Annotated in this window: 27 protein-coding genes and 1 pseudogene; 15 read left to right on the top strand and 13 right to left on the bottom strand. The window is 68.5% G+C overall.

Going from position 1 to position 25,591, the window contains the following annotated elements; translation table 11 throughout:
* Positions 1-71 precede the first annotated feature (71 nt).
* The gene (locus MXB53_RS00465; protein WP_248895251.1) at positions 72-356 is read left to right on the top strand and encodes a winged helix-turn-helix domain-containing protein; all 285 of its coding nucleotides are present in this window, start codon (positions 72-74) and stop codon (positions 354-356) included.
* On the opposite strand, the gene MXB53_RS00460 is transcribed toward MXB53_RS00465, so the two are convergent.
* A complete protein-coding gene (locus MXB53_RS00460; RefSeq protein ID WP_248895250.1) occupies positions 353-2,224 on the bottom strand; it encodes a PINc/VapC family ATPase in 1,872 nt (623 codons plus the stop codon). The genes MXB53_RS00465 and MXB53_RS00460 overlap by 4 nt on opposite strands.
* Before the next feature lie 188 nt (positions 2,225-2,412).
* On the opposite strand from MXB53_RS00460, the gene MXB53_RS00455 reads away from it, so the two are divergent.
* A complete protein-coding gene (locus MXB53_RS00455; protein ID WP_248895249.1) occupies positions 2,413-3,519 on the top strand; it encodes a M20 family metallopeptidase in 1,107 nt (368 codons plus the stop codon).
* Here the strand turns inward: MXB53_RS00455 and MXB53_RS00450 are convergent.
* The 3 genes from MXB53_RS00450 to MXB53_RS00440 are packed head-to-tail and all read right to left on the bottom strand — an operon-like array spanning position 3,505 to position 5,602.
* Positions 3,505-3,699 carry a hypothetical protein gene (locus MXB53_RS00450; RefSeq protein ID WP_248895248.1) on the bottom strand — a complete coding sequence of 65 codons (195 nt, stop codon included), beginning with the start codon at positions 3,697-3,699 and terminating at the stop codon, positions 3,505-3,507. The two genes, MXB53_RS00455 and MXB53_RS00450, sit on opposite strands and share 15 nt — an antisense overlap.
* A 39-nt stretch (positions 3,700-3,738) precedes the next feature.
* A complete protein-coding gene (locus MXB53_RS00445) occupies positions 3,739-4,299 on the bottom strand; it encodes an ATP-binding protein (RefSeq protein WP_248895247.1) in 561 nt (186 codons plus the stop codon).
* Positions 4,300-4,306: 7 nt separating this feature from the next.
* A complete protein-coding gene (locus MXB53_RS00440; protein ID WP_248898046.1) occupies positions 4,307-5,602 on the bottom strand; it encodes an NRAMP family divalent metal transporter in 1,296 nt (431 codons plus the stop codon).
* 188 nt (positions 5,603-5,790) lie between these two features.
* Here MXB53_RS00440 and MXB53_RS00435 point away from each other — a divergent pair, with 188 nt between their 5' ends.
* The 4 genes from MXB53_RS00435 (at position 5,791) to MXB53_RS00420 (ending at position 10,115) form a co-directional block, all read left to right on the top strand.
* Entirely contained in the window at positions 5,791-7,290 is a 1,500-nt protein-coding gene (locus MXB53_RS00435) for a carboxypeptidase M32 (RefSeq protein ID WP_248895246.1), read from the top strand.
* Positions 7,291-7,359: 69 nt separating this feature from the next.
* Positions 7,360-7,551: an HVO_0416 family zinc finger protein gene (locus tag MXB53_RS00430; RefSeq protein WP_248895245.1), complete on the top strand. Its 192-nt coding sequence runs from the start codon at positions 7,360-7,362 to the stop codon at positions 7,549-7,551.
* 54 nt (positions 7,552-7,605) lie between these two features.
* On the top strand, positions 7,606-9,444 hold the full coding sequence (locus MXB53_RS00425; RefSeq protein WP_425601185.1) for a UvrD-helicase domain-containing protein: 1,839 nt from the start codon (positions 7,606-7,608) through the stop codon (positions 9,442-9,444).
* Positions 9,441-10,115: a M24 family metallopeptidase gene (locus tag MXB53_RS00420; RefSeq protein WP_248895243.1), complete on the top strand. Its 675-nt coding sequence runs from the start codon at positions 9,441-9,443 to the stop codon at positions 10,113-10,115. The genes MXB53_RS00425 and MXB53_RS00420 overlap by 4 nt, the downstream gene beginning before the upstream one ends.
* On the opposite strand, the gene MXB53_RS00415 is transcribed toward MXB53_RS00420, so the two are convergent.
* Positions 10,112-10,354 carry a DUF7533 family protein gene (locus MXB53_RS00415; protein WP_248895242.1) on the bottom strand — a complete coding sequence of 81 codons (243 nt, stop codon included), beginning with the start codon at positions 10,352-10,354 and terminating at the stop codon, positions 10,112-10,114. The genes MXB53_RS00420 and MXB53_RS00415 overlap by 4 nt on opposite strands.
* Positions 10,355-10,462: 108 nt before the next feature.
* On the opposite strand from MXB53_RS00415, the gene MXB53_RS00410 reads away from it, so the two are divergent.
* On the top strand, positions 10,463-11,044 hold the full coding sequence (locus MXB53_RS00410) for a riboflavin synthase (RefSeq protein ID WP_248895241.1): 582 nt from the start codon (positions 10,463-10,465) through the stop codon (positions 11,042-11,044).
* A 47-nt stretch (positions 11,045-11,091) separates the two neighbouring features.
* On the opposite strand, the gene MXB53_RS00405 is transcribed toward MXB53_RS00410, so the two are convergent.
* On the bottom strand, positions 11,092-12,102 hold the full coding sequence (locus tag MXB53_RS00405) for a PrsW family intramembrane metalloprotease (RefSeq protein ID WP_248895240.1): 1,011 nt from the start codon (positions 12,100-12,102) through the stop codon (positions 11,092-11,094).
* Positions 12,103-12,214: 112 nt separating this feature from the next.
* On the opposite strand from MXB53_RS00405, the gene MXB53_RS00400 reads away from it, so the two are divergent.
* Positions 12,215-13,381 (top strand): geranylgeranyl reductase family protein, encoded by a 1,167-nt coding sequence (locus MXB53_RS00400; protein WP_248895239.1) that lies wholly within the window; start codon positions 12,215-12,217, stop codon positions 13,379-13,381.
* On the opposite strand, the gene ygfZ is transcribed toward MXB53_RS00400, so the two are convergent.
* Positions 13,372-14,451 (bottom strand): CAF17-like 4Fe-4S cluster assembly/insertion protein YgfZ, encoded by a 1,080-nt coding sequence (ygfZ, locus tag MXB53_RS00395; protein ID WP_248895238.1) that lies wholly within the window; start codon positions 14,449-14,451, stop codon positions 13,372-13,374. The two genes, MXB53_RS00400 and ygfZ, sit on opposite strands and share 10 nt — an antisense overlap.
* A gap of 189 nt (positions 14,452-14,640) precedes the next feature.
* Positions 14,641-14,940, bottom strand: a complete 300-nt coding sequence (locus tag MXB53_RS00390) for a DUF6432 family protein (RefSeq protein WP_248895237.1) — start codon at positions 14,938-14,940, stop codon at positions 14,641-14,643.
* Between the two features lie 108 nt (positions 14,941-15,048).
* Here MXB53_RS00390 and MXB53_RS00385 point away from each other — a divergent pair, with 108 nt between their 5' ends.
* Both MXB53_RS00385 and MXB53_RS00380 read left to right on the top strand, forming a co-directional pair.
* Positions 15,049-15,981: a DUF7093 family protein gene (locus tag MXB53_RS00385; RefSeq protein ID WP_248895236.1), complete on the top strand. Its 933-nt coding sequence runs from the start codon at positions 15,049-15,051 to the stop codon at positions 15,979-15,981.
* A gap of 140 nt (positions 15,982-16,121) precedes the next feature.
* A complete protein-coding gene (locus tag MXB53_RS00380) occupies positions 16,122-16,514 on the top strand; it encodes a DUF5611 family protein (protein WP_248895235.1) in 393 nt (130 codons plus the stop codon).
* Here the strand turns inward: MXB53_RS00380 and MXB53_RS00375 are convergent.
* A complete protein-coding gene (locus MXB53_RS00375) occupies positions 16,511-17,248 on the bottom strand; it encodes an SDR family NAD(P)-dependent oxidoreductase (RefSeq protein ID WP_248895234.1) in 738 nt (245 codons plus the stop codon). The genes MXB53_RS00380 and MXB53_RS00375 overlap by 4 nt on opposite strands.
* A gap of 82 nt (positions 17,249-17,330) precedes the next feature.
* Here MXB53_RS00375 and MXB53_RS00370 point away from each other — a divergent pair, with 82 nt between their 5' ends.
* Positions 17,331-18,287: an ROK family protein gene (locus MXB53_RS00370; RefSeq protein WP_248895233.1), complete on the top strand. Its 957-nt coding sequence runs from the start codon at positions 17,331-17,333 to the stop codon at positions 18,285-18,287.
* A 15-nt stretch (positions 18,288-18,302) separates the two neighbouring features.
* Here MXB53_RS00370 and MXB53_RS00365 read toward each other — a convergent pair whose 3' ends face one another.
* From MXB53_RS00365 to MXB53_RS00355, 3 genes are all read right to left on the bottom strand, one after another.
* Positions 18,303-19,697: a ribonuclease FAU-1 family protein gene (locus MXB53_RS00365; RefSeq protein ID WP_248895232.1), complete on the bottom strand. Its 1,395-nt coding sequence runs from the start codon at positions 19,695-19,697 to the stop codon at positions 18,303-18,305.
* 99 nt (positions 19,698-19,796) lie between these two features.
* The gene (gene uvrA, locus MXB53_RS00360; protein ID WP_248895231.1) at positions 19,797-22,769 is read right to left on the bottom strand and encodes an excinuclease ABC subunit UvrA; all 2,973 of its coding nucleotides are present in this window, start codon (positions 22,767-22,769) and stop codon (positions 19,797-19,799) included.
* A gap of 114 nt (positions 22,770-22,883) precedes the next feature.
* On the bottom strand, positions 22,884-23,237 hold the full coding sequence (locus MXB53_RS00355) for a cell division protein SepF (RefSeq protein WP_248898045.1): 354 nt from the start codon (positions 23,235-23,237) through the stop codon (positions 22,884-22,886).
* Between the two features lie 101 nt (positions 23,238-23,338).
* Here MXB53_RS00355 and MXB53_RS00350 point away from each other — a divergent pair, with 101 nt between their 5' ends.
* The gene (locus MXB53_RS00350; RefSeq protein WP_248895230.1) at positions 23,339-24,001 is read left to right on the top strand and encodes a DUF1028 domain-containing protein; all 663 of its coding nucleotides are present in this window, start codon (positions 23,339-23,341) and stop codon (positions 23,999-24,001) included.
* On the opposite strand, the gene MXB53_RS00345 is transcribed toward MXB53_RS00350, so the two are convergent.
* Entirely contained in the window at positions 23,983-24,462 is a 480-nt protein-coding gene (locus tag MXB53_RS00345) for an RNA-binding protein (protein ID WP_248895229.1), read from the bottom strand. The genes MXB53_RS00350 and MXB53_RS00345 overlap by 19 nt on opposite strands.
* 98 nt (positions 24,463-24,560) lie before the next feature.
* On the opposite strand from MXB53_RS00345, the gene MXB53_RS00340 reads away from it, so the two are divergent.
* The 3 genes and pseudogenes from MXB53_RS00340 (at position 24,561) to MXB53_RS00330 (ending at position 25,536) form a co-directional block, all read left to right on the top strand.
* On the top strand, positions 24,561-24,869 hold the full coding sequence (locus tag MXB53_RS00340; RefSeq protein ID WP_248895228.1) for a DUF7562 family protein: 309 nt from the start codon (positions 24,561-24,563) through the stop codon (positions 24,867-24,869).
* 71 nt (positions 24,870-24,940) lie between these two features.
* Positions 24,941-25,129: pseudogene (locus MXB53_RS15725) on the top strand (amphi-Trp domain-containing protein); the annotation flags it as partial.
* A 260-nt stretch (positions 25,130-25,389) separates the two neighbouring features.
* Positions 25,390-25,536, top strand: a complete 147-nt coding sequence (locus MXB53_RS00330) for a DUF1508 domain-containing protein (protein WP_248895227.1) — start codon at positions 25,390-25,392, stop codon at positions 25,534-25,536.
* Positions 25,537-25,591 lie beyond the last annotated feature (55 nt).

Genomic DNA, 25,591 nt, shown 5'->3' with positions numbered 1-25,591 from the left:
GAAAAGGGGTTCGATACGACCAACCCCGTGTCGGTGAAGATTTATGCCGGTGGCCCCGTTCGATCAACGTGATGGCTGGAACTGAAGAGGAGGGTCTGGACGACCTTCCCCCGAGCGCGAAACTGGTTTTCAAGGTCCTCGAATACAACGGGTCACTGACCCAGAAGGGGATCGTGGAGGAGTCGATGCTGTCGGCTCGAACCGTCCGATACGCGCTCGAACGACTCGAGGATATCGGCGTCGTCGACGAGGATGTCTACTTCGCCGACGCACGACAGAACCTCTACCAGCTCGACGAGGCCGCGGTGGCAAAACAGAAAGGCGACACCGACGCGCCCTGCGTCGAGTGCGACTAGGCCGGAACGACGGTGATCCGCTTTTTGTGGTCGATGGCGTCTTCGAGTTCGTCAGCGATGGCGCTCCCGCGTGACACCTGGATCTCGCCGCCGCGACCCACCGTCGCGGTGAAGAGGTAGTCGCCGTCCGCGCGCACTTCGACCGTCTCGCCGATGTCGACGCTGTCGGCCACGTCGATGACGACGTGCCGCGAGGTGACTTCGGGCGTCACGACGGTTTCCTGTGCGGGTCTGGCGCCGCCCGTCTCGCCGCCACTGTCACCGCTACCGCTACCGCCGCCCCCCGGCTTCTCGTCGAGCGTGCGCACGTCGATGCTGAGGCCGAGTCGCTCCTCGACGTCGCTGATGCGGCCGCCGCCCTTGCCGATGACGTAGGAGATGTCGTCTTCCTCGACGTAGACGACGGCCTCGTTCTGGCCCTTGAGTTCGACTTCGACGTGGCCGCGCGCGATCGAGCGAATCTCGCGTTCGACCTCCTTGCGCGCGAGGCGGGAGACGCCCGTCTCGCTCTCCTCGCCGTCCTCGTCGAGGGGAACGGTGACGACCTGCCGGTTGAAGGTGTAGATTTCGTAGGCGGGCTTGCCGGTCTCGAAGTCGGCGATCTGGATGACCGGGCGGGCGAGGTCCTCGGCGGTGAGGCCCTCGGGCACCTTCACCTGCGTCGTCACGTCGTAGACGGTCTCGACGCGGCCGGCCTCGATGTAGATGACCGTGTCGACCACCTGCGGGATCATGCCGAGTTCGACGCGGCCGACGAGTCGCTGGAGGGCGTCGATGGCGCGGGTGGCGTGGACGACGCCGACCATGCCGACGCCGGCGAGGCGCATGTCGGCGAACACCTCGAAGTCGTCGGTCTTGCGCACCTCGTCGTAGATGGTGTAGTCCGGTCGGACCAGCAGCAGCGAGTCGGCCGTCTTGGCCATGTCGCCGCCGAGGGCGGTGTACTGTGTGATGTCCGGCCCGACCTGCAGGTCGCGCGGTTTCTCCATCGTCTTCACCGCGTTGTCGTGACTGGAGAGGAACTCCGCGACGGCCTGGGCGAACGTGGACTTCCCGGCGCCGGGCGCGCCGGAGATGAGCACGCCACGCTGGCGTTCGAGCAGGCGGTCTTTGAGTTCGTCCGCGAACTCGTAGTCGTCGAGTTCGGTCTTGACGATGGGACGGACGGCGGTGATCTCGAACCCGTCGGCGAAAGGCGGCCGGGCGATGGCGATGCGGTACGACCGGAACTGGACGATGGTCATTCCCGGTTCGTCGAGTTCGATGAAGCCGTCCGGACTCGCCCGCGCCGTCTCCTTGACGTCGTGGGCGAACTCCTTCATCTCCGCTTCCGTGGTCACCTCGTCGCCGATGACCTGGTAATGCATGTCGCCGATGTCGCCACGCTTGGCCTTCGGCTTCGACCCGGCGCGGAGGTGGACGCTCATCGTCGTCTCGTCGAAGAAGGACTCGATTTCGAGGCCCTCGGCGTCGCGCCCGCGGGGTTCAACGTACTCGACATCGAGACCCTTCGCCCGACTCACTTCGGCCTGCACCACGTCGCTCGTCAGGAGCGTCGCGTCGAGATCCGAGGCCACGTCGCGGACGATGGCGTCGATCTCGCCCTCGTCGGCCTCGCGTTTCTGCCCGGCACTCGGGCGCTCGCCGTAGTAGTCGATGGAGATGTCGCCGGTCTCGGCGAGTTCGACGAGGCGCTGTAACTCCTCGATGCCCTCCCAGCCGGTGTCGTGGCCCTCGTTGGCCTGCCATTCGAGTTCGCCAACGACGGCCTCGGGGACGGTGATCGTCGCCCCCTCGTAGATCCCCGATTCGACGCGCTCGGAGACGCGTCCGTCGATAACCGCACTCGTATCGGGTACGATGTTCATATCCAAATTCGGGGGGCGAGACGGAAAAGGGTATTCAACTGATTGTCACGGGAGCGGCCTGCCTGGTGCGGATAGCCGGTGGACGGCGGCGTGGTCTGTCCCGTATAAATCGCTCCCGTGAATCGCCAAGACGGATCGGCAACTCACCGGAAGACAGTTACAATACTCCGTATCACGTGGACGCGCCCATGAGCGACGTGGTGGCGCTGACTCGCCGTCTGGTATCGATTCCGAGCCACGAGGACGAGCGCGACGCGGGCGACGCCGTGGCGTCGTGGCTCCGCGAGGAGACGGACGCGACCGTCCACCGTGATTCGGGCGGCAACGTCATCGCGCGGCGCGGCGACGGCCCCCGATCGCTCGCCCTCGTCGGTCACCACGACGTGGTGCCACCGGCCGACGAGCAGGTCGACGGCGACGGCTACGTAGTCGAGGAGCGCGACGGCCGTCTCTACGGCCGCGGTACCGCGGACATGAAGGGGAGTCTGGCGGCCGCGATGGTAGCGTTTCGTGACGCCGCGTTCGACGAGCGGACGCCCGCCGGCGTCGACCCGGTCGACGAACTCGTCTTCGCCTCGTTCGTCGGCGAGGAGCAGGGCGGCGTCGGCGCTCGGGCCGCCATCGACGAGGGTTTCGCCCCCGACTTCGCCGTCGTCGGCGAGGGGTCGACCGGCTACTCCGTGCCGGGCGTGACCGATGTCGCCGTCGCCCACATGGGCCGTCGCGGGAGCACGCTCGTCGCCAGCGGCGAGGGCGCCCACGCGAGCGAACCCGAGGCGGGCGACAACGCGGTGTATCGGGCGTGTGACGCGGTCGATATCGTCCGCGAGATGGACGCGCCCGAGACGACGGTCCTCGGCCAACACCTTGACGGCACCGTCTCCGTCACCGAAATCGAGGGCGGATCGGCGTGGAACGTCGTGCCCGACCGCTGTACCGTCACTGTCGACGAGCGCACCGTTCCGGGCGAGCGCGCGCCGCTCGAACGCACCGAATCGGTCGAGGATGTCGAGTGGGAGGTCGATCAGGACTTGCCGCCGATGGCGTGTGACGACGCAGCCTTCGCCGACGCGGTGCTCGCGGCGGCACGAGAATCGCAGGATGGGACGCCCGAACGGGTGGCCAAACCCCACGCGACCGACGCGGGGTGGCTGGCGGCGGCGGGGACGACGTGTGTCGTCTGTGGCGCCGCCGAACCCGGCGAGGCCCACACCGAGCACGAGAGCGTCAGTATCGACGTGCTGGAGCGGTGCGAACGGCTCTACCGGCGGGCCGCCGAATCACTCGTCCGGTAGTTCGTTCCGGAGGTCCTCGATTTCGGCTTCCAGTGCTGCGATGCGCTCCTCGTCCGCGTTTCGACCGTCCATGAACTGGTAGACGACGAGCGCGACGAACGCCGGGAGTGCGAGCCACAGGCCGAACATGAAGACGATGACGAGCAGTTCGGGCAGGCCGGGTATCTGTAGCGGGACCATACGCCCGCATCGGTCGGTGGGCGGATAGAGATGGGGGTGTCACCCGTCATCCAGGCGAATCACGCGGTCCGCCGCCGACCGGAAGGCGTCGAGGGTCCGCCGCTCGGCCCGCGAGACGGCGTCGTCGCCCACGATTTCGTCCGCCTCCAGCGCGTTCAGGACGGCCATCTCGGCGTCGGCACAGTAGTCGAGCAGGTGCGTCGGGTCGGCGTCCGCGTGCTGGAACGGGATGGTGGCGTCGTTGACGAAGACGGCCCGCGGCGCGTCGGGCGCGGCGTCGAACAGGGTGTCGGCACGGCGGGCGTTGTCGGCGGCGAGTTCGACCGCCTCGGACGGCGAGTCGGCCGTCGTCCGCGGTGCGTGGGCGTCGAGGACACCCTGCCACGCGTCGGCCGGCGGCGTGAGAAAGCGGTCGAGACGGCCGCCGAGAATCCGGCCGTCGCGCTCGAGTTCGGGAGCGAACTCGAGGATGGCGACGCCCGCTGTCCCCTCGTGCTCCACCCACGACTGCAACGCCTCGGCGGTCAGTCGGGTCTTGCCGGCGTTCGACGGCCCGACGACGAGCGTCGTGCCCGCAAGGGGAACGGAGGGGTCGCTCACGACCCGTTCAGACGAGTTCCTCCGCGACGTATTTCACGCCCAGCCCCGCCATCGCGATGCCGAGTGCGATGGCGAACGCGAGCACGGCGCCGGGCAGCGGGTCGATGCTGGCGAGTCCGGCCATGTTTCCGGCAAGCGGGTCGACGCCATCGGGCACCTGTTCGCGGACGAAGTTGGCGGCGAGGTAGACCGTGACGCCCAAAAGCGCCACGCCGCCGACGTTGGCGAGCGTGGAGTTCCGGTCGGGAACGGCGTCGGAGTTCAGCAGGTAGAGCACGATGGCGATGGCGAAGGGCGTGCCGACGGTGCCGAGCGCGAGGACGAGGACGAGTTGGCCCAGCACGGCGCCGCCGATGAACGCCCCTGGGGCGGACAGGAGGGCGACGACGACGAGCAGGCCGCGGTAGCGGGAGTCGTCGATGGTCGTTCCCCAGCCGAGTTTGTCGGCCAGGAGGAAGGGCGGGACGATGGTGTTGCCGCCGAGCGTCGAGACGGCCGCGCCCCAGAGACCGAGCAGGAACAGCCACTTGGCGTTGGCGCCGACCAGCGGGCCGAGCGCTTGCGCCGCGCCGACGGCCGTCAGGGTGTTGTCGGGCGTGAGAACGCTCGCGGTCACGAGGAAGATGGCAAGGCTGTAGATCCCGAACGCGACGAGCATCGACGCGCCGATGTCGAACGTCGCGGTGTCGTAATCGTCACGGGTCCAGCCACGCGAGCGCATCGTGTAGGACTGCATCGTGATGAGCGTGATGTGGACCGCGCCGCCGAGGATGCCGGCGGCGACCAGTGCGCCGCCGGAGGGGATGCTCGGCACGAGGCCGGCGACGGCCGCGCCGTAGTCGACGGGGACGACGAACAGGCTGGCGACGAACGCGACGACGACCAGCGAGACGAGGAGTTTCGCGGCCAGTTCGAGGAAGCGATAGCCACGCCCCGCCAGGCCGACGGCGAGGATGAGCGCCCAGGCGACGCCCCAGACGCGCGCGTCGACGCCCGTCACCGTCGCCGACACCGTCGCGACGGTCTTCATGATGACGAGCTGGGCGACGCCGGACGCGATCACGGCGTCGGCGACCAGGAGCCACGCCCAGGTTTCGCCGAGGTGGTCCTCGACCACGGCGACGATGCCCCGCTCGGTCAGCAGGCCGAGCCGCATCGATAGATACTGGACGAGTGCGCCGGCGCCCGCCGAGAGCACGACCACCCAGAGGAGACTGTAGCCGAACAGCGCGCCCCCAGTCACCAGGCTGGCGATGGTCGCCGGTCCGGCCGCGATGGCCCCAGCGACCCACGACGGTCCCATCTCGGAGAAATACGCCTCGAATCGCGCGGTGAGACTCGGCGCCGAGCCACCCGCGTTCGTATCGGTCATGCCCACCGGTCGACGCCTCGCCCTCAAAGGTGTTACCACTCCGTGGTAGGATCCGGTGGCGCGCACCAGCGGCCCCGCACGGACGACACCCGTATTACGGCGCGGGTCCACGTCCGGCTATGAGCGATACGCCGGCCACGTACGACGACTTGCTCGACCGCATCGGACGGATCACCACCGTCTCGAACGCCTCGGACCTGCTCTCCTGGGATCAGCAGGTGATGATGCCCGAGGAGGGAACCCCCGCTCGCTCGCGCCAGCTATCGGCGCTGTCGGCGGTCCACCACGACCTGCTCACCGCCGACGAACTCGACGACCTCCTCGATACACTGGCGGCCACGGACCTCGACGACGACCAGGCGGCCGTCGTCCGCGAGGTGCGTCGCGAACAGGAGCGCGCGGTGCGCGTGCCGACGGACTTGGTCGAACGCATCTCTGCGGCGTCCTCGGAGGCCCTGCCCGCGTGGCGTGACGCGAAGGAGAACGACGACTTCGACGCCTTCGCGCCCCATCTCGAAGAACACCTCGCGCTCAAGCGGGCGTATGCGGACCACATCGACCCGGACCGCGACCCCTACGCCGTGCTGTTCGAGGAGTACGAACCCTGCCTCCCCCTCTCGCACGCCGAGGACGTGCTGACCACGCTCCGCGAGGCGGTCGTCCCCCTCGTCGACGACATCCGCGCCGCCGACGCCGACTTGGCGACGGACGCCTTCGCCGGCACCTACGACACCGACCGCCAGGAGGCGCTGATGCGGGACGCGCTCGACACTCTCGGCTACCCCTGGGAGCGCAGCCGTCTCGACGTCGCTCCGCACCCGTTCTCGACGGGGACGACCTACGACGCCCGCATCACCACCCGTTACGACGAGAGCGATCCGATCGACGCCCTGCTCTCGACGGTCCACGAGTTCGGCCACGCCACCTACACGCTCGGTCTGCCCGACGACGCCTACGGGACGCCGCTGGGGGAAGCGCGGGACCTCTCCGTGCACGAGTCCCAGTCTCGGCTCTGGGAGAACCACGTCGGCCGCTCGCAGGCCTTCTGGGAGGGGTTCCTCCCCCGCGTCGTCGACCACTTCCCCGCGCTCGGCACCGTGAGCGCCGCCGAGGCCTACGAGGCGGTCAACGCCGTCGACCCGACGAACCTGATCCGGGTCGAGGCCGACGAACTCACCTACCACCTGCATATCGTCCTCCGGTTCGAAATCGAACGCGACCTGGTGCGCGGTGACCTCGACGTGAGCGAGGTGCCCGCCGTCTGGAACGACAAGATGGAGTCGTATCTCGGCGTGCGCCCCGAGACGGACGCCGAGGGCTGCCTGCAGGACATCCACTGGTCCCACGGCAGTTTCGGCTACTTCCCCACGTACTCCCTGGGGAGCGTCATCGCCGCACAGCTGTTCGACGCCGCCGCACGCGACATCGACGGCCTCACCGACCACGTTCGGCGCGGCGAGTTCGACCCGCTCCACGAGTGGTTGACCGACCGCATCCACCGTCACGGCAAGCGCTACGAGACGAACGAACTCGTTCGCCGCGCGACCGGCGAGGACGTCGCGGCCGACGCCTTCGTCGACTACGCGACGGCGAAATACGGCGCGCTGTACGACCTGTAGCTTCGCCGTTCGTGTGAGACTTACCCACACCGGTACGCCTAAGTAGTGGTATGCCATACCATGGCGTGTATGGCAGCAGGACCCAGCGAACACGACGACGAACTGTTCGACCAGTTCCTCGAGACCAACGGTCACGAGACGACACCGGTACGCTGGGAGCGTTCCTATAACAAGTTGCAGTGCCCGGACTGTGGAGCACTCCACGACGAATCCGCGACCGACTGCTCGGTCTGCGGCTGGGACCCGGAGTCGGCCGCGTAGGCCGACGCCCGTACAGGGCAAGATTCAGGGTTCCTCGGGGCGTGTAAGGCATTGATGAGCAACGACGCCACGGTCACCCGTCTTTTCGGCGGCCCCGGGAGCGGGAAGACCACTGCCCTCCTCGACCGCGTTGACGAACTACTCGAAGAGGACGACGTGAGTATTCGCGATATTCTGGTCGTCTCCTACACCCGCGCCGCGGCCGCCGAGGTTCGCGAACGCCTGGCCGAGCGCCTCGATAAGTCCCCCCGTGCGCTCAAGGGGAACGTCTGTACGATGCACGCGAAGGCGTACGAACTCCTCGACCTCTCGCGTGGCGACGTCGTCGGTGAGGACGACAAGGAGGCGTTCTGCGAGGAGTACGGCGTCGAGTACGAGGACGAGTACGGCGGTGCCGGCCGCCGCACCGCCCGGTCGACGACGCTCGGCAACAAGATCATCGCCACCAGCCAGTGGCTCCAGCGCACCCAGCGCGATGTCGCCGACTGGTACGACGTCCCCTTCCAGTGGGACGTGGAGGAAGTGCGTCTGCCCCCGGAGATCGACCCCGAGGCCCAGGAAGGGAACAAGTACACGCCGACTTGGCCCACCGGCGACGAACGGATCGACGTGCCGGCGGTCATCCGCGCCTGGCGGTCGTACAAGGGCGAACACGGCCTGGTCGGCTTCGCGGACATGCTCGAACGGGTGGCCCAGCGCTCGCTCGTCCCCCACGTCGACTACCTCGTCATCGACGAGTTCCAGGACATCACTACCCTCCAGTACGATGTCTTCGAGGAGTGGAAACCCCACATGGAGGGCGTGCTGATCGCCGGCGACGACGACCAGGTCGTCTACGCGTGGCAGGGTGCCGACCCCAACATCCTGCTCGATGCGGACGTCGACGAGGACGTGGTGTTGCCCAACTCCTATCGCCTCCCCTCGCGCATCCTCAACGTCGTCAACCGGGAGATCCGCCACATCGACAAGCGCCAGGAGAAAGACCTCAACCCGCGCAAGGAGGGTGGCGTCGTCGAAGGTATCCAGAGTCCGTCGATGTTCGAAGTGGTGCGGAACGTCCAGCACACCGTCGACACCACCGACGAGACGGTGATGATCCTCTTTCGCGCCCGCTACCAGATGTTCCAGTTCATCGACGACTTCCTCCCGAAGGGCATCCCCTTCTCCGCGATGACGGACCAGCGGATGTGGACCGACCGCCTCACCCAGTACGTCCGCGCCATCGAGAAACTGGACGCCGACGACCCCATCACCGGGTTGGAGGCGCGCCGCCTCGCCGACATGCTCCAGGATTCGGCGTTCGGGACGAACGACCGCGACGACTTCTACGACTACCTCGACGACCGCGAGGAAGAGGCGGATGTCGACGACATCGCCCAACTCGAGGTGCCGCCGGCGGCCGTCATCGACCACGCGCCGTTCCTGCCCGGTGTCGAGTCCGCGGGAGACATGGTGCGCAAGGTAACGAGCTTCCAGCGCAACTCCGTCGACGCCTACTTCGACGCCGACTACCACGGGATGGATCCGAGTCGCGTCCGCGTCGGCACCATCCACTCCGCGAAGGGTCGCGAGGCCGATCACGTCTTCGTCTGTACGGACCTCACGGAGAAGGTGGTCGAGCAGATGGCCGCGAGCGTCGACGATCCGACCGCCGTTGAGGGCGTCGAGGAGTTCACCGCCCACACAAGTCCCGTCCCGATTCTCACCGACAACGAACGCCGCGTGTTCTACGTCGGCATGAGTCGGGCACGCGAACGGCTGGTGCTGCTGGAGAACCTCATCGGCGGCGCGCCGACCCTGCCGGTCAGCGTCCTCCTCCACAACGAACTCCGCGACGAAGACGTCGAGGAGATGCTGGAGGAGGCTCAGGCGACGCCGGTTCCTGAACCGTGACCGCCGGTGCGGCGGCCGAACCGGCGCTCGCGGCCGCCAGCGCGGGCGTCGTCGCCGTCGCGACCCGTCTCGCGGACGCGACGGTGACTGACGACCGTCTCCACGACGCCGAGAGCGACCCGCTCACGGCGGCCGACCTCGAACGCGTCGCCGACGCGGCCGTCGCTCGACACGGCGGCGACGCCGCCGACACGACGGTCGAACCCGCTGGGACGCTCCGGGCGGGCACGCCCATCATGGTCTCTCTCACGCCCCGCGTCGACGGGGTGACTACGCCCCTCTCGCGCACGTTCGTCGTGGACGGCGCGGGTGGCTGGGAACGGCGCGCGGCCGTCGCGGTGGGGATGGCCCACGACGCCGTCCGGCGGGTCGTCGAACCCACCCTGCCGGCGCGGCGGGTCGTCGAGGAGGCCGTCGCCGAACTCGGTGCGTACGGACTGACGGCCGCGGGCGACGTGGCGCGGGGGGTTCGCGTGGCCGACGGGGATCCGCCCGACTTCTCCACGGACGATTCGCTCGCCGCCGGGCAGGTGTTCGCGCTCGCGCCGACGGCGACGGCCCCGGCCCCGGACCACGGCCACGTCCGCATCGGCACGTGTTACGCCGTCACGGAATCCGGCTGTCGCGTTCTCGACGCGACGCCGACATCCCTGTCGCCGGTGGCGTACTAGTTCTCCTCGTCCGGGTCTTTCACCGCGCGGCCGACCACGCGCTCCGCGATGGCCCCCGGCAGATCAGCGGGCGTCGTGAGCCGTCGGGGCAGGACGACCATCAACACCGCGACGACGACGAGGCCCGTCCCGAGCGCCGTCTGCCCGGCGAGCAGCGTCTCGATGCCGAACAGGCCGACCGGGATGGCGAAAATCAGCGTCGCCGCGAGGCCGACGGTCTCTAGAATGCCGAGTCGCATCGGCCGTCAGTACGGGTCGCCCGCCCATATCGTCTTCGTCCGGCAGATCCGTTCGCGACGCGTGCGGCGTATCGGAACCCCTTACTCCGGCGACCGCCAACGAGCGGTATGTTCACGGGCATCGTCGAGCAGACGGGCACGGTCGTGGCCGTCGAGGAGAGCGCCGACGGCCGACGGCTTCGCGTGCGCCACGAGTTCGATGCGGTCGACCACGGGCAGTCCATCAGCGTCAGCGGCGTCTGTCTCACCGTCGAACGCCACGCCGATGACTGGTTCGAGGTGTTTCTCGCGGAGGAGACGGTCGCGAAGACGTATCTCGGCACGGTCGACGGTGGCGACGAGGTCAATCTGGAGCGGGCGATGCCCGCCGACGGCCGGTTCGACGGCCACATCGTCCAGGGCCACGTCGACGGCGTGGCGACCGTCGACGCCATCGAACGCGTCGGCGACGACTGGCGTTTTACCTTCGCCCTCCCGGACGACCTGCGGCAGTACGTCGTCGCCAAGGGGTCCATCGCGCTCGACGGCATCAGCCTCACCGTGGCCGAACTCGACGACGACGCGGGGACCGTGTCGGTCGCCATCATCCCGACCACGTACGATCTGACGACGCTCTCGGCGAAATCGCCCAGCGATCCGGTTCACGTCGAGGTCGACGTGGTGGCGAAATACGTCGAGCGGCTGGTCTGATAGGGGCAGATACTCCCCGGATCGTTCTATCGAGAACTCCGTTACGCCTACTCGAACTCGGTCGACTCGACGTCGAACGACGACTCGTCGCGCTCCTCGGCCGCGTGGGCCTGGCGATACGCCGTGCTGTACCGCCGGATCTTTCCGACGAGCAGCAGGCCGAAGATCCCGTCGTAGAGCAGGACGTACACCAGGAAGGCGGGGAGCTGCGACAGGCCGGTCGCGAACGCGATCAGTCCCGTTCCGATGCCGACGGTGGCGTTGTAGGTGGCGTGGATGAGCGCGGCGACGAGGAGGCCCTTGATGACGATCGGGCCACGATTTTGCGGGTTGAACTTCGCCAGGCCGAGATAATACCCCGCGAACGCGGAGTAGATGACGTGTCCCGGGCCAGCGAGCGCGCGGATGGCGGTGATGCCCCCCCCGGCACCGATGAGACCGAGGCCGGCCGTCGTCGCCGTCGGCGCGTCCAGGTTCTGCGTGATGTAGAGGGCGTTCTCGATGGTGGCGAAGCCGAGTCCGGCGACGGCGCCGTACACCGCGCCGTCGACGACCGCCTCGAAACTCTCAGTGCCGTACGCGTACAGGCGCACCGCGAGCAGTTTCACCGTCTCCTCGACGGGGCCGACGACGAGGTAGAAAAAGAGGATGGTGCCGACGAAGCCGAGCGTGGAGAAGACGCCTTTCAACGCGGAGTTGAGCACCGCCGCGAAGTTGGCCGTCAGGACGCCGAGGAGGAAGGTCGCGACGAGCAGGGAGAGGGGTTCGTTGCTCGTGATGTCGGAGCGGCGGACGTAGATGGCGAGGCCGAGCGCCGGGAGTGCCGAGAGAAGCGTCAGCGCCCCGATCTGTGGGTCGGTCAGGGCGCTCAACCCGCCGATGCCGACCAGGATGAGCAACGCGACTACGACGATGAACAGTCGCGCCGAGGCGACCAGCACGCGATAGATTCCGGACGCGATGCCGTCGATGACACCGCGGCGCTCCCAGGTAGCGATGTCGTAGAGGTCGACAGCGTCGTCGGCGCGTTTCTCGACCGGGTCCCGTCTACGCGACATGAACGTGGGGTGGGTGGCCAGCGATTAAGTTCTTGGCCCGACCGGAACGCCTCGCCCCGGCATTCCGTCCCCACTCGGTCTCTTTTTATAGCTCTGTCCGGTCCTCTCATCCATGTACGATTTCGTCGTGGTCGGCGTCGGGCCGGCGGGCGCCCGTTTTGCCCGTCGGGCGGCCGAGTCCGGGTACGACGTGCTCGCCCTGGAGAAGGGGACGGTCGGAACGCCGCTCGCCTGTTCCGGCCACGTCAGCACCGACATCTGGGACTACGTCCCCGGAGACGCGAAAGCCGCCCTCCTCCAGAACCGGGTGTACGGCGCGAACTTCCGCCTCGGCGGGCCGGACTCCCGAGCCTACCCCTTCTACAAGTCCGAAGAGGTGTCGAACGTCATCGACCGGGTCGAACTCGACCGCATCCTCGCCGACGCCGCGCGGGCGGCGGGCGCCGACGTGCGCGAGGGACACACCGTCACTGGCCTCGAGGAACACGCGGATGGCGTGACGGTGACCGCCAGCACGGAGGGGGAGACCCGAACGTTCGAGGCGCGGCTGGTCGCCGGCTGTGACGGCCCCGTCTCGCGAGTACGCCGAGAGGTCGGACTCCCCGACTCCGACGAGCGCCTCCACGGCGTCCTCGCGTTCGCCGACGACGCCGACCACGGTGACTTCGTCGACGTCCACCTGACGGTGCCGCGCTTTTTCGCCTGGCGCATCCCCCGGGGCGAGGCGGGCGTGGAGTACGGCCTCGCGGCGCCGCCGGGTACCGACGTGACCGAGCGGTTCGACCGCTTGCTCGACGACTACGGCGCCGACACGGGGCGGGTCTGCTCCGGCGCCATTCCCATCGGCCCGCCGGACACCGTGACGAGCGACCGGGCCTTTCTCATCGGCGACGCCGCCGCCCAGACCAAGCCCTTCACCGGCGGCGGCATCCTCTACGGGATGACGGCGGCCGACCGAGCCGCCGAGACCATCGATCCCACACGGCCGTCGACCCTTTCCGACTACGAACGGGCGTGGCGTGACGACCTCTCCCGGGAGATTCGACTGGGCCACATGATACGGCGAGCCTACTCGCTCCCAGCGCCGATCCAGCGCCTCGGCCTGCGCGCCCTCGACGGCGAGATCGGCGTCCACATGGACCGTCCCAGTTCCTTCCTGTCGATCGAGCACCTCCGCGCGCTCGTCTCGGGATGGGTCGACAGCGACGACGCCAAGCGCCCCGACGGACGCGACGACGCGCCGCCGGGGAGCGCCGACGGCGACCGCGGTCAGTCGTAACGCGGGACGCGCGCCGACCGGCCGCTCCCTTCCACGAACGGCAGGGTGGTGACGCTGGCGTCGATGTCCGTCCCGTCGACGCGCACGGCGAGTTCGGTCGCCGCTGTCGTGCTGTCGACGTACGCCATCGCGATGGGTCGCGAGAGCGACGGGCTCTCGGCGCCGCGGGTCACCTCGCCCACGGCGTCGTCGCCGTCGAACACCGCCGCGCCGGGCGCGGGGACGGCATCGAGCGTCAGGCCGACGAGACGCTTGCTCGGTCGCCCTTTGTTTTCGACGCGGGAGACGACCTCCTGGCCGACGTAACACCCCTTGTCGAAATCGAGGGCGTTGCGCACGCCGGCGACGTTCGGAATCCGGCCTTCGAGTTCCGACTCGAACAGCGGTGTGCCGGCTTCGAGCGTCAGCGTGTTCCACGTCCGGTGCCCGACGGGCGTCGTTGGCGTGCCGCGAGTGAGCAGCGAGTCGAACACGTCCACGGCGTCGTCGCTGGCACACACGATTTCGTAGCCCGTCTCGCCCGTCGGCTCGTCCGTCGCGATGGCGGTCACGCCGGCGTCGGCGATGGCGCCCCGAACGAAGGTGAGCGACGCCTCCGGTATTTCAGCGCCCGCAAGCAGCGTCCCGGCCGTCTCCGTCGCGTTGGGGCCGTGGACGCCGAAGACGGCGAACTCCGCCGAGGCATCGCGAACGGTAACGTCTTGGATGAACACCTTGTCGCTCCAGTCCTCGGCGAGGGGTTCGGCGCGGTCGGGTGGCGTGAAACAGAGCAGTCGCTCACCCGCGTTGTAGACGTAGAGGTCGGTCTCGATGCCGCCCTGGGCGTCGAGCAGGAGGGCGTAACAGCCCTCGCCGTCGGCCTCGGGTACGCGGTTCGAGACGGTGTTGTCGACGAAGCCGACGGCGTCGGACCCCTCCACGACGACGACGCCGTAGGCCATCTCGATGACGCCGACGCCGTTGCGGATCGCGAGGTGCGTCCGCTCGGGGCGACCGTAGTGAGCGACGATCTCTCGGCCGCTCCGCGTCTCGAACTCGGCGCCGTAGTCGGCGTGGAGACCCCGTGTCATCGACGGGACTACGCGGGCGGTGGGAAAAAGGGACGCGGTCGCGGCGGGGGCAACCGGACCGTTTTGTTCCAGTGGTCGGCGACTACCGGTGAACGGTACCCTCCGTCTCATACGGATCGTTGTAACTGTGTACCGGTTGTTCGCCGAGACGGGCCGGCGGATCGGCGGTGCTGACTCACAAGAACCGTCTCAGAGACCGAGGCGCTCGCGCACCGCGTCGAAGAGGCTCTCGTCCTCGTCCGGCGCCTCTCCGGGGTCGGGAACCACGCGGTCGTCCGGGAGCACGACCGTCCGCCCGTCTTCCGTCTCGACCGAGATGAGCGAATCCGATTTCAGTTCCGAGAGCGCGTCCTCCAGCGTGTCGATATCGACGTCGGCGGCCGCCCGGAGTTCGAAGACGGTCATCCCCTCGCTACCCCGGTCGACCAGCGCATCGAGGATGTCCACCTCCACGTCCTCGCGGTCCCGGAACTCCCGTTTGGCCTTCATAGGCGGGGGTAACGGCCGCGGACGGTTTACCTGTACCGCCCGGCCGTGGCCGCGTCGGACGTGCGTCTGACGGACGCTTTTGGTGTAGCGGTCCCCTACCTTCGCGCAATGGGACTCAGGTGCCTGCTGGGACACGAATACGCGAACCGCGAGGTGGAGCGTGAGCGGGAGGAACGCGGCAATGAGGTGGTCGTAACCTACCGGACCGTCGAAACCTGTGATCGCTGTGGGGAACGCCGGACCGTCAGCGAGAACAAGGAAGTGCGACCCGTGCGGACCTCCGAGGAAGAGTCGGTGTCGACGGGTCTCGGCGGCGGTGGCGTGACGCCCGACCCCGGTGACGGATCGCCGGACGAAACCGCCGCGGCCGACGCCGAGAGCGACACGCCGGGCGACGCGACCGCCGACGCACCGTCGCCCGACGCGACCGCCGATGCCGCGCAATCACCCGATGCTGTCACCGCTTCCGAGACCGATCCTGTCGCCGCCGAGGGCGATGCCCCGGTCGAGACGGACGACGGCGTCGACGACGCGATCATCCTTGACGACTCGGACGACGCCGAACCGGAGCGCTCCCGCGGCGAGTGGCCTGACGCGGATGTCGAGGACGCCGAAGCGGCCGCCGACACGGCGGAGACGGCGCCGAGTGCTGACGCCGACACCGTCGACGACGGCGCCACGGTCGTCAGCGACGACGACGACTGGCCCACGCCCGACGGGACGGACGAGGGGTTCGACGCCGAGGCGGCCGACGGCACTCCGGCCGATGTCGACTTCGGCGGCGGCCTGGCGCCGGAGTCGGCGGGCGACGCGGAGGCCGACACCGCGGCCACGAACGGGGCCGCGGCCGACGGCCAGGCGGCGGGTAAGCAGTTCGTCGCCGCCGAGACGGTCGAACGCGTCGGCGACGACAGCGCTGGCGAGACGGAGTTTTTCTGTCCGAACTGCGAGTACGTCCGCACCGCCGGCGAGTCGTCGATGCGTGCGGGCGACATCTGCCCCGAGTGTCACGAGGGGTATATCGCCGAACGCGAGCGGTGACACTGCCGGCGATCCCTGTCTCACGATAGTCGCCACTCCGAGTGGCGACCAGCGGTATCGACGGACAGCCAGACGTATGCGTCGCGTCCCCCGACTCCGAGGACGAAACTCGTAAACCGTCGCCTTCCGAAGCGGTGGCCATGAAGGAGTACAAGATGCGTCGCGGGGAAACCTTAGACGAGAACGCCCCCGATCTCGAGGGCACTATCGAGGAGTATTTCGGCCCGGTGACCGGAACCGAGGAGTATGAGGGCAACGACCTCTACGTCGTCGGGGACCCTGACAATCCCGTCTTCGAACGCATCGTCGCCGGCGCCGCCGAATACAGCGGGAAGAAGGACCGCCTCGCGGTCCACTTCGAAGAGAAAGACGCCGCGCAGGTCATCGAGGAGGGCAACGCCGATGCCGCCGAGGACGCGGTCAGCGCGAAAAACGACTTCCTGCTCGAAGTGACGAAGCGGGACGCCAAATCCCGCCGTGACTCCATGAAACGGTCCGTCGAGGACGACCCCGACGACGTGCCGTCGGCCTAGAGCGCCTCGGGAATCCACCCGCCGTCTACTTCGACGTTCTCCCCGCTCACGTAGTCGCTGTCGGCGTCGAGGAAGAAAAAGAGCACCTGCCGCAGATCCGCGAATGAGGCCCATCGGCCACGCGGCGCCTCCGCCGGGAACTCGTCGGAGTTTTCGACCACGTACGGCGAGATGCAGTTGACGGTGATGCCGTCCTCGTTCGTGTCGTTCGCGAGCATCCGCGTGAACATGATGACGCCCGTCTTGGCCACGAGATAGGGGAAGTTCTTCGGGTAGACGAGCGCCTTCTCCGTGCCCGCGTAGCCGATGTTGACGATGCGGCCGTCCCCCGCCTCGCGCATCTCGGGCAACGCCCGCTTCGAGCAGAGATACGTGCCGTTGAAGTTCGTGTCTAGCACGCGGTTCCACGTCTCGACATCGATATCCTCCCAGTGTTTGGGTGCGAAATCGCCCACGTTGTTGACGAGCACGTCGACGGTGCCGAGGTCGGCCTCGACGGCGTCGAACATCGCGTCGACCTCGTCGGGGTCGGTCACGTCGCCCTGCACCGTCGTCGCCTCGCCGCTCGTCTCGCGAGCGACCGCGGCCGTCGCGCGGGCGGCCTCCTCGCTCGTGTGGTAGTGGACGGCGACCGACGCCCCCGCCTCCGCCATCGAGAGGGCGAGTTCGCGGCCGATGCCCGTCGCGCTCCCCGTCACCAGCGCGACGCGGTCGGAGAGGTCGGTAGTGAGCATACCGTGCTCTCGGAGCGCCCGCGCAAAGAGATGGGTGGTCCGGGACCGAGCGTATAACTGCCGCGGCGACGAACACGGATCGATGGCGACGTATCTCGGTGTCGACCTCGGGGCGACATCGGTTCGAGCGGTCGTCGGCGACCGCGCCGGCAACGTGGTGGGCACGCACCGCGCCGCGACGCCGCGGACGGCGAGCGGGGCCGCGGTCACCGAGGCCGTCGTCGACGCGGCCCGCGAGGCATGTGCCGACGCGGGCGTCGCGCCCGAGTCGGTCGCCGCGGCGGGCGTCGGCGCGGTCGGACCGATCGACCCCGCGGAGGGGGCGGCGGTCGCCCCCGCGAACCTGCCCGCCGGCGTCGGTCGCATCCCGCTCACCGGACCGCTCGAAACCCTGTGTGCGACCGGGCGCGTCTTCCTCCACAACGACGCCACGGCCGGCGCCATCGGCGAGCGCTTTTTCGCCGACGCGCCCGAGGATATGGTGTATCTCACGCTTTCGACGGGTATCGGTGCGGGGGCGGTCGTCGACGGGGCCGTGCTGTCCGGCTGGAACGGCAACGCGGGGGAGGTAGGCCACGTCACCGTCGACCCCGACGGACAGCGACCCTGTGGCTGTGGCGGTGCGGGTCACTGGGAGGCGTACTGCGCTGGCGCGAACATCCCGGACTACGCCCGTTCTCTCCACGCGGGCGAGCCGACGGCGCTCCCGCTTGACGACGATGATTTTTCCACCGCCGACGTGTTCGCCCACGCCGAGACCGACGATCTCGCCGCTCGCGCCGTCGAGCGCATCGCTCGCTGGAACGCCATCGGCGTCGCGACGGTCGTCCACGTCTACGCGCCGCAGACGGTGGTCGTCGGCGGCGGCGTCGCGAGACACAACGCCGATGGTGTGCTCGAACCGCTCCGCGAGCGACTTCCCGAGCGGGTGACGACCGACGTTCCGACGGTCCGCCTGACCGACCACGGCGACGACGCCGTCGTTCTCGGGGCGCTGGCGAGCGCGATAACCGGTGGGACGGGCGACCGCCGGAACTGACGCACAACGGCCGTCTCAGACCGCGTTCTCCAGGCTCGACGCGATGGCGCGGGCTTTCTCCGCCAGCGCCGGTGAGACGTAGCCAACGTCGACCGCGGCGTCGAGTTCGTCGTCGTCGACGCGGCGCACCTCACCCGACGGGCCCTTCACCACGTCGACGTGGAGGTCGACGTAGCGGACGGCGTCCGGGAAACATTCGACGGGCGTGCAGACGTTGACGTAGGTCCCCTTGCGCTCGCCGTCCTCGTCGCGGTAAACGGTCGGATACCACCACCGGCCTTCGCGGAGTTTCGTGATGGCGACATCGCCGTCCTCGCGGTCGACGGGAAGGGCGTCGTAGGTGCCGCCAGCCGTCATCTCGCGGCGGACGGTCAGCGTGCCGTCGGCGCCGCGGTCGATCACCTCCGCCCGGCCGAGGACGATGCGCCGTCCGTCGGGTTTGCCGTGATCGAGACGAACGTGGTCGCCCACGTCGGGGCCGAACGTCTCCGTCACCGCCTCGAAGGGGAACTCCGACGAGCCGGCCTGGAGCGCCTCCGCGAAGTCGACGGCGCGACTCGCCTCGCTCGATGCCGCCTTGATGCGGTGGTGGCCAGTCATCGTCTCGGTCACGCGCCGACGGTCTTCGTCCAGCGCAAAGCGGGATTCGCGGCCGAACCAGACCCAGGTCGTCGCCGTCGGCGCCGCCAGTCGCCGCGTCGGCTCGACCGGTTCGTCGAGCGTCACTTCGATGTCGGCCACTTCGTCTACGGCCCGTTCCAGCGCCGCCGCGAGCGTATCCATGTCCGCGTCGGTCGCCGTCTCCGTCCACCGCAACCCCCACCCGTCGGGCACGTCGACGCCGAGGAGGTCGGTCATGCCGGCGAGTTCGCGCCCGGCGGCGTCGTCGCGGGTGTCGACGGTCACGCCCGAGCCGCCGTGGACGAGCGTCGCGGGACCGGCCCGCATCTCGATGTCGGTGTCGAGGACCGGCCGGCGGTTGGCCCACGGGGGCATCGACGCCGCGACTCGAACCCGGACTCGATCGCCGACCTCGACGTGCGTGTCGACGTTGTCGTAGGGGAGAAAGCCGTCGCCGTCGCCGAGGTCACACACGGCGCCCCGGCCGAGCGTCTCGGTGACCCGTGCATCGAAGAGGGCCCCCTCCGGGGCCGGCGACGGCCACGCGAACGCGTCGCGGGCGACCGTCGTGAGTCGGTCGACGGCCGTCGGCACCGCGTCCGGGTCGCCGCCGACGCGCACGCCCTGTCGGTCGTCGCTCGTCTCGATGTCGATGTCGGCCGGGCCGGTCGAGAGGGCCGCGTCGAATCGCTCGCGGATGGGTGGCGACGCGTCGACGACGCGGTGGTCGGCGTCCAGAAATCGGCGCGTGAGCGCTGTCGTGTAGATGCCGCGGATGCGGACGTTCATGCGGGTCGACCCGCGTCGTGGGCGGCGGGACCAGTCGGGGGTTCGACGTACATCATACCCGGGGTTGGGCCCCGGGGGATTTTATTGCGACGGAGACGGCTAGTCGTCGCTCGCGGCTTTCGCGGGTTTCTTCCGGTCGTCGCGTGGGCCCGCGAGATCCACGTCCGGCAGCAGGTCGCGCAGATAGCGCCCGGTGTGGGAGCCGTCCTCGCGGGCGACCGCTTCGGGCGTCCCCGTCGCGACGAGTTCGCCGCCGCCGTCGCCGCCCTCCGGACCGAGGTCGACGACGTGGTCGGCGTTTTTCACTAGGTCGAGTTCGTGTTCGATGACGACCACCGTGTTGCCGGCGTCGGCGAGGCGGTGGAGCACCTCGATCAACTTGCGCTCGTCCTCGGAGTGGAGGCCAGTGGTGGGTTCGTCGAGCAAGTAGAGCGTCTCGCCCGAGTCCTTCTTGCCCAACTCTTCGGCGAGTTTGACGCGCTGGGCCTCGCCGCCCGAGAGCGTCGTCGAGGGCTGGCCGAGTTTCATGTAGCCCAGGCCGACGTCCTTGAGCAGCTGGAGTCGGCGGCGGATGCCGGGGTTCGCCTCGAAGAACTCCAGGGCTTCGTCGACTTCCATCTCCAGTACGTCCGCGATGGTCGCGCCCTTGAACGTCACGTCGAGGGTTTCGTCGTTGTAGCGGTCGCCCCCACACTCCTCGCAGGGGACGTGTACGTCCGAGAGGAAGTTCATCTCGATTTTGACCGTGCCCTGGCCCCCGCACTCCTCGCAGCGGCCGCCCTTGACGTTGAACGAGAAGCGACCCTTCTCGTAGCCGCGCTGGTTCGCCAGCTTCGTCTCCGCAAAGAGTTCGCGGACGTGGTCGAAGACGCCGGTGTAGGTGGCGGGGTTCGAGCGCGGGGTGCGCCCGATGGGCGACTGGTCGATGAGGCGCACCGTCTCGATAGCGTCGTCCCCTTCGATGGCGTCGTGATCACCGGGGTCGACCGAGGTGTTGTCGTTCATCTCGCGCGCCAGGCCCTTGTAAAGCACGTCGTGCATCAGGGTGGACTTCCCCGATCCAGAGACGCCCGTGATGGCGACGAACTGGCCGATGGGGATGGCCACGTCGAGATCTTTGAGGTTGTGCTGGCGCGCGCCGCGGACGACGAGTTCGCCGTCGTCGGTGTCGCGGCGGTCGTCGGGCACCGGGATTTCGGTGCGCCCCGCGAGATAGTCGCCGGTGACCGACTCGTCGCTCGCGACGATGTCCTCGAAGTCGCCCTGGGCGACCACCTCGCCGCCGCGCCGGCCCGGCCCGGGCCCCATGTCGATGATGTTGTCCGCGCGGCGCATCGTCTCCTCGTCGTGTTCGACGACGAGGAGGGTGTTGCCCAGGTCACGGAGGCCCTCCAGCGTGTCGAGCAGGCGGTCGTTGTCCCGCTGGTGGAGGCCGATGGAGGGCTCGTCGAGGACGTAGAGCACGCCCACGAGGCCGGACCCCACCTGCGTCGCCAGGCGGATGCGCTGGGACTCGCCGCCCGAGAGCGTCGACGCCTCGCGGTCGAGGGTGAGGTAGTCGAGGCCGACCTCCTGCATGAAGCCCAGACGGGCGCGGATCTCCTTCAGAATCTCCTCGGCGATGGTGCGTTCGCGCTCCGTGAGCGACGCCTCCAGCCCCTCGAAGTGGGCGAGCGCGTCGGCGATACTCATGCGACTCACTTCGGTGATCGAGGTGCCGTCGACGCGGACGCCTCGCGAGGCGGGTTTGAGGCGCGTGCCGTCACAGGCCGGGCAGGTGGTGACGGCCATGAACTCCTCGATGTGCTCGCGCGTGTTCTCCGAGTCCGTCTCGACGTGGCGGCGTTCGAGGTTGCCGATGACCCCCTCGAACGGCTGTTCTTTCCGGCGTACGCCGTTTTTGGTCGTCCACTTGAACAGCACTTCTTCGTCGGTGCCGTGAAGGAAGGCGTCCTGCACCTCGTCGTCCAACTCCTCGAACGGTGTGTCCAGGGAGACGCCGAAATGCCGCGCCATCGAGTCGAGTTGGCGCTGGTAGTACGACCGATTGTAACTCCAGGGCTCGAAGACGTTCTTTAGCGGTTTGCTCGGGTCCTGCACTACGAGGCTCGGGTCGACCTCCTTCGTGTTGCCGATGCCCTCACACTCCGGACAGGCGCCGTGCGGGCTGTTGAAGGAGAAACTACGCGTCTCGATTTCGGGCATGTCGATGCCGCAGTGCGTACACGCCAGGTCCTCGGAGAACTCGACGACGAGGCGGTCGGGGGCGTCGTCGTCTTCCGCGTCGCCGTCGGCCAGGTCGCCCGTCGACCGGGCGGTCGCCCCGCCGAGCTCGACGCCGGCGGGCGGATCGGGGAGGACGACCTTGAGGACGCCGCCCGCCTCTTCGAGCGCCGTCTCGACGGAGTCCGTGATGCGAGAGCGGGCGTCGGGGTCGATGCGCACCCGGTCGACCACCACGTCGATGGTGTGGTCGTAGTTCTCGTCCAGTTCGGGGCGGTTCATCGTGAGGTCGTACGGTTCGCCGTCGACCTCGACGCGGCTGTAGCCCTGGCTCACCAGGTCGTCGAAGCGGTCCTCGAAAGCGCCTTTCTGGTCGCGGACGATGGGCGCACAGAGCTTGGCCCGCGTCCCCTCGGGGAGTTCGAGGAGGCGACGCACCATCTGTCCGGCGCTCTGCTCGCCCACCTCGCGGCCACACTCCGGGCAGTGTGGCGTGCCGACGCGGGCGTACAGCAAGCGCAGATAGTCGTGGAGTTCGGTGACGGTACCGACCGTCGACCGGGGGTTGTTGGCGGCGTTCTTCTGGTCGATGGAGATGGCCGGTGAGAGCCCTTCGACGCTCTCGACCTGCGGTTTGTCCATCTGACCGAGAAAGTTGCGGGCGTACGCGGAGAGGGATTCGATGTAGCGGCGCTGCCCCTCGGCGTACACCGTCTCGAACGCGAGCGACGATTTGCCCGACCCGGAGAGGCCGGTGACGACGCTGAACTCCTCGCGGGGAATGCGGACGTCGAGGTCCTTGAGGTTGTGTTCCTCGGCCCCGCGAACCTCGATGTAGTCCTTGCTCATCTACGCCCGACTGGGGGCTTGACCGCTGAAACCCTGTCGGTTTCGGGGGTATCGTAACTGTCGATAGATTCTCACCGACTCGGGTGAGACTCGCTGCTGGCTTCCGATACCCTCTCAGGACAGCTTCTCTCGGCTGATCTTCACGCCCGTCGGCACGATGATGATCTGGTCGTCGCCTTTCTGCACCACGTCGCCGTCGACTTCGCGCGCCACCTGCCGGAGGTCCTCGAGGATGCGGTCGACCACGTTGTCGCTCGGACTCATTCGCGTGATGTCCGCGATGACGAGGTCGCCGTCGTAGACGGCGTCTTTGATCGCCATGGCGTCACGCTGTTCGCTGATTTCGGCGATGTGGACCTGCATGCTCGCTTCGGCCCGCGCCGTATCGAAATCGTCCAGGTTCAGTTCGACGTAGTCGTCAGTGCTGTGCGTGCCGCCCCCGCCGAGGATCTTGCTCATGATGCCCATACTATCTACAGCGACCACCGTCTCATTAGTTCTTACGTCAGACATCCGCCCTGTGCGACGCCGGTGAGCGGGCTTTTCAGGATCGCCCCCGTGGAGCCACCGTGACCTACAGTCTCTGTGTCCGTGAGCAGGTCGCTGGCGCCGACGCGCCGCGGTTCGGCGTTGCCGCCGCGACGCGGCTCCCGGCGGTGGGAAGCGTCTGCCCGCACGTGAGCGAGCAGGGTGCCGTTGCGACCGCCGGCGTCACCGACGCCGACCTCGGTCTGCGGTCCCTCGCCGACCTCGCGGCGGGGCGGCGCATCGACGACGTGGTGGCGACCCGCGCCGCCGACGCGCCGACCCTCCAGATTCACGGCGTCGACGCTCACGCCACGGCGGCCCACACCGGCGCCGACTGCCGGCCGGTCGCGACTCACGCCTCGGGGGATGGCTACAGCGTCGCGGGCACGTCGCTCGCCGACGACGAAGTCCTTGCCGCCCTCGCTCAGGGCTACCGCGACAACGAACGCGACGCCCCGCTCGTCCGCCGTCTGATCACGGCGCTCGCGGCCGCGGAGCGGGCGGGCGGCGATCGACGGACCGATCTCCCGGTGGGGAGCGCCGCCGTCGTCGTGACGACGCCCGGCTCCGAGCCGGAGCCGCTCTATCACGATCTCCGCGTCGACGCGAACGAGTCGCCGGTGGCGGAGCTGCGAGAGACGTACCGGCGCGCGAAACACGGCTACGAGGCCGCGCTCGACCGCTATCAGACCGAAAACTCGTAGAGGTCGTCGCCGACGTGGTGGACCGACTCCACGACTTTGCCCGAGTCACCGACCATGTCGTCGCCGGGTTCGCGCGCGCGACCGACCGCCAGCGCCTTGTCATGGGTCTCTTCGACGATGACGACTAAGTCGCCGGGATCGATATCCTCGTCGGCGTCGACGATGCCCGGGCGCATCACGTCCGCGCCGTCGCTCACGAACTGGACGGCGCCGGCGTCGACGGTGACGACCCGTCGTTCCGGCGGGTAGGCGTTGGCCCCGCGAACCGTCAGGAACGGCTCGCCCTCGAAGACGAAGACGGCCGGGACGCCGTCGACGAGCACCAGATCGAACTCCGTCCCCACGAGGTCGACGCGCTCGTAGGTGTCGCCGTCGAGGTCGACGCCCAGCGCCTCGGCGAGCGTCGTCTCCAACTCCCGTATTTCGTCGCTCCGCAGGTGGTGGCGTGATTTGACCTCCATACTGGTGGCGTGGGACCGCTCGGCGGATAAGTCGCCCGGATGGACCGCCAACCGCGACCGGAACAAACGCTAAGTGGGCGTGGTACCTGCTGTCGGACATGTGGCGCTCGGGACCGGATGGCTCCGGGGATGAAACGACGGTCGTCTGCATCGCGTGCGGTGGATCGCTCCCCCGCGCCGACGCTCGCGAGTACGACAAGGAAGGCGACCGCTGGAGCCGTCGCGGCAAGGACTTCGAACACCTCTGTAAGGAGTGTTACCGCGGTCTCTGTCACCAGCCACGCGACGACCTCGAAGCCATGCTCGTCGACATCGCGGACGACGACATCTCGCAGGAGGCGTTTCTGAAACGCTACTACGGCGCCGTCGAGGAACGCGACGAATCGCGAGAGGAGCCGGAGTCCTGAGACGGCGGTGCCCTCGGTGCCTCCGCCGCCGACCGCTGCATCCCTCGCGACGCTTTAACACGCAGCGTCTCGTGAGCCCCAGCGTGTCCCGAAACGACTACGAAGCCGAATGGATCGCCAGTCGCGAGGCCATCGCCGCCGTGTTGAGTGGCGTGGCTGACGGACTGCTCACCGGCGCCATCCAGTTGGGCGAGGGGGCGGACGCCATCACCGTCGACGCGCCCGCCGAGGCGACCTTCGAAATCGAGTTCGAGACCGACGCCGACGGGTCGAGCCTGGAACTCGAACTGGAGTGGCCAACGGACGGGGATTCCGAAGCGACGACCGAGGCAGCGGCGTCACCGGACGAGGAGGCGGCAGAGACGGCCTCCACACCGGCGACGACGCCGGACGGGGAGGCGTCGGATGCAGCCCAAGTCCCGGACGAAGAGGTCGCGAATGCAGCCCCAGCGCCGGGGGGTGCGGCCGACGGGTCGCAGTCGCTTGCCCGGTTCGAGGTCTTCCGTGACCGGAGCGGGGAGTGGCGCTGGCGACTCCGCCACCGCAACGGCAACGTATCGCTACCTCCGGTGAGGGGTACAGCCGCAAACACAACGCGTGGAAGGGACTCCGGAGCGTGATGGCGAACTCGTCGAACGCGGAGATCGTCAACGAGCCGTCCGGCTGACTGACCCGACCCAACCATCGCGCCGGCGTTCACAAGCCCTATACGGCTTCGCGTC

The sequence above is a fragment of the Haloplanus sp. XH21 genome (assembly GCF_023276355.1).
GTDB classification, from domain to species: Archaea; Halobacteriota; Halobacteria; order Halobacteriales; family Haloferacaceae; genus Haloplanus; species Haloplanus halobius.
Note: the sequence above shows the minus strand (reverse complement) of the source record. Positions and strands in the feature narration are given on the sequence as shown.

Excerpts from the sequence above, each read along its gene's own strand:
- MXB53_RS00365 (WP_248895232.1), bottom strand. The coding sequence starts at position 19,697 with ATGAACGTCCGCATCCGCGGCATCTACACGACAGCGCTCACGCGCCGA.
- MXB53_RS00415 (WP_248895242.1), bottom strand. The coding sequence starts at position 10,354 with ATGCGACTCGGCATTCTAGAGACCGTCGGCCTCGCGGCGACGCTGATT.
- MXB53_RS00465 (WP_248895251.1), top strand. The coding sequence starts at position 72 with ATGGCTGGAACTGAAGAGGAGGGTCTGGACGACCTTCCCCCGAGCGCG.
- MXB53_RS00450 (WP_248895248.1), bottom strand. The coding sequence starts at position 3,699 with ATGGTCCCGCTACAGATACCCGGCCTGCCCGAACTGCTCGTCATCGTC.
- MXB53_RS00430 (WP_248895245.1), top strand. The coding sequence starts at position 7,360 with ATGGCAGCAGGACCCAGCGAACACGACGACGAACTGTTCGACCAGTTC.
- ygfZ (WP_248895238.1), bottom strand. The coding sequence starts at position 14,451 with ATGACACGGGGTCTCCACGCCGACTACGGCGCCGAGTTCGAGACGCGG.
- MXB53_RS00380 (WP_248895235.1), top strand. The coding sequence starts at position 16,122 with ATGAAGGAGTACAAGATGCGTCGCGGGGAAACCTTAGACGAGAACGCC.
- uvrA (WP_248895231.1), bottom strand. The coding sequence starts at position 22,769 with ATGAGCAAGGACTACATCGAGGTTCGCGGGGCCGAGGAACACAACCTC.
- MXB53_RS00345 (WP_248895229.1), bottom strand. The coding sequence starts at position 24,462 with ATGGAGGTCAAATCACGCCACCACCTGCGGAGCGACGAAATACGGGAG.
- MXB53_RS00385 (WP_248895236.1), top strand. The coding sequence starts at position 15,049 with ATGGGACTCAGGTGCCTGCTGGGACACGAATACGCGAACCGCGAGGTG.
- MXB53_RS00375 (WP_248895234.1), bottom strand. The coding sequence starts at position 17,248 with ATGCTCACTACCGACCTCTCCGACCGCGTCGCGCTGGTGACGGGGAGC.
- MXB53_RS00425 (WP_425601185.1), top strand. The coding sequence starts at position 7,606 with ATGAGCAACGACGCCACGGTCACCCGTCTTTTCGGCGGCCCCGGGAGC.
- MXB53_RS00440 (WP_248898046.1), bottom strand. The coding sequence starts at position 5,602 with ATGGGACCGTCGTGGGTCGCTGGGGCCATCGCGGCCGGACCGGCGACC.
- MXB53_RS00405 (WP_248895240.1), bottom strand. The coding sequence starts at position 12,102 with ATGTCGCGTAGACGGGACCCGGTCGAGAAACGCGCCGACGACGCTGTC.
- MXB53_RS00435 (WP_248895246.1), top strand. The coding sequence starts at position 5,791 with ATGAGCGATACGCCGGCCACGTACGACGACTTGCTCGACCGCATCGGA.
- MXB53_RS00400 (WP_248895239.1), top strand. The coding sequence starts at position 12,215 with ATGTACGATTTCGTCGTGGTCGGCGTCGGGCCGGCGGGCGCCCGTTTT.
- MXB53_RS00355 (WP_248898045.1), bottom strand. The coding sequence starts at position 23,237 with ATGGGCATCATGAGCAAGATCCTCGGCGGGGGCGGCACGCACAGCACT.
- MXB53_RS00455 (WP_248895249.1), top strand. The coding sequence starts at position 2,413 with ATGAGCGACGTGGTGGCGCTGACTCGCCGTCTGGTATCGATTCCGAGC.
- MXB53_RS00460 (WP_248895250.1), bottom strand. The coding sequence starts at position 2,224 with ATGAACATCGTACCCGATACGAGTGCGGTTATCGACGGACGCGTCTCC.
- MXB53_RS00370 (WP_248895233.1), top strand. The coding sequence starts at position 17,331 with ATGGCGACGTATCTCGGTGTCGACCTCGGGGCGACATCGGTTCGAGCG.
- MXB53_RS00410 (WP_248895241.1), top strand. The coding sequence starts at position 10,463 with ATGTTCACGGGCATCGTCGAGCAGACGGGCACGGTCGTGGCCGTCGAG.
- MXB53_RS00340 (WP_248895228.1), top strand. The coding sequence starts at position 24,561 with ATGTGGCGCTCGGGACCGGATGGCTCCGGGGATGAAACGACGGTCGTC.
- MXB53_RS00390 (WP_248895237.1), bottom strand. The coding sequence starts at position 14,940 with ATGAAGGCCAAACGGGAGTTCCGGGACCGCGAGGACGTGGAGGTGGAC.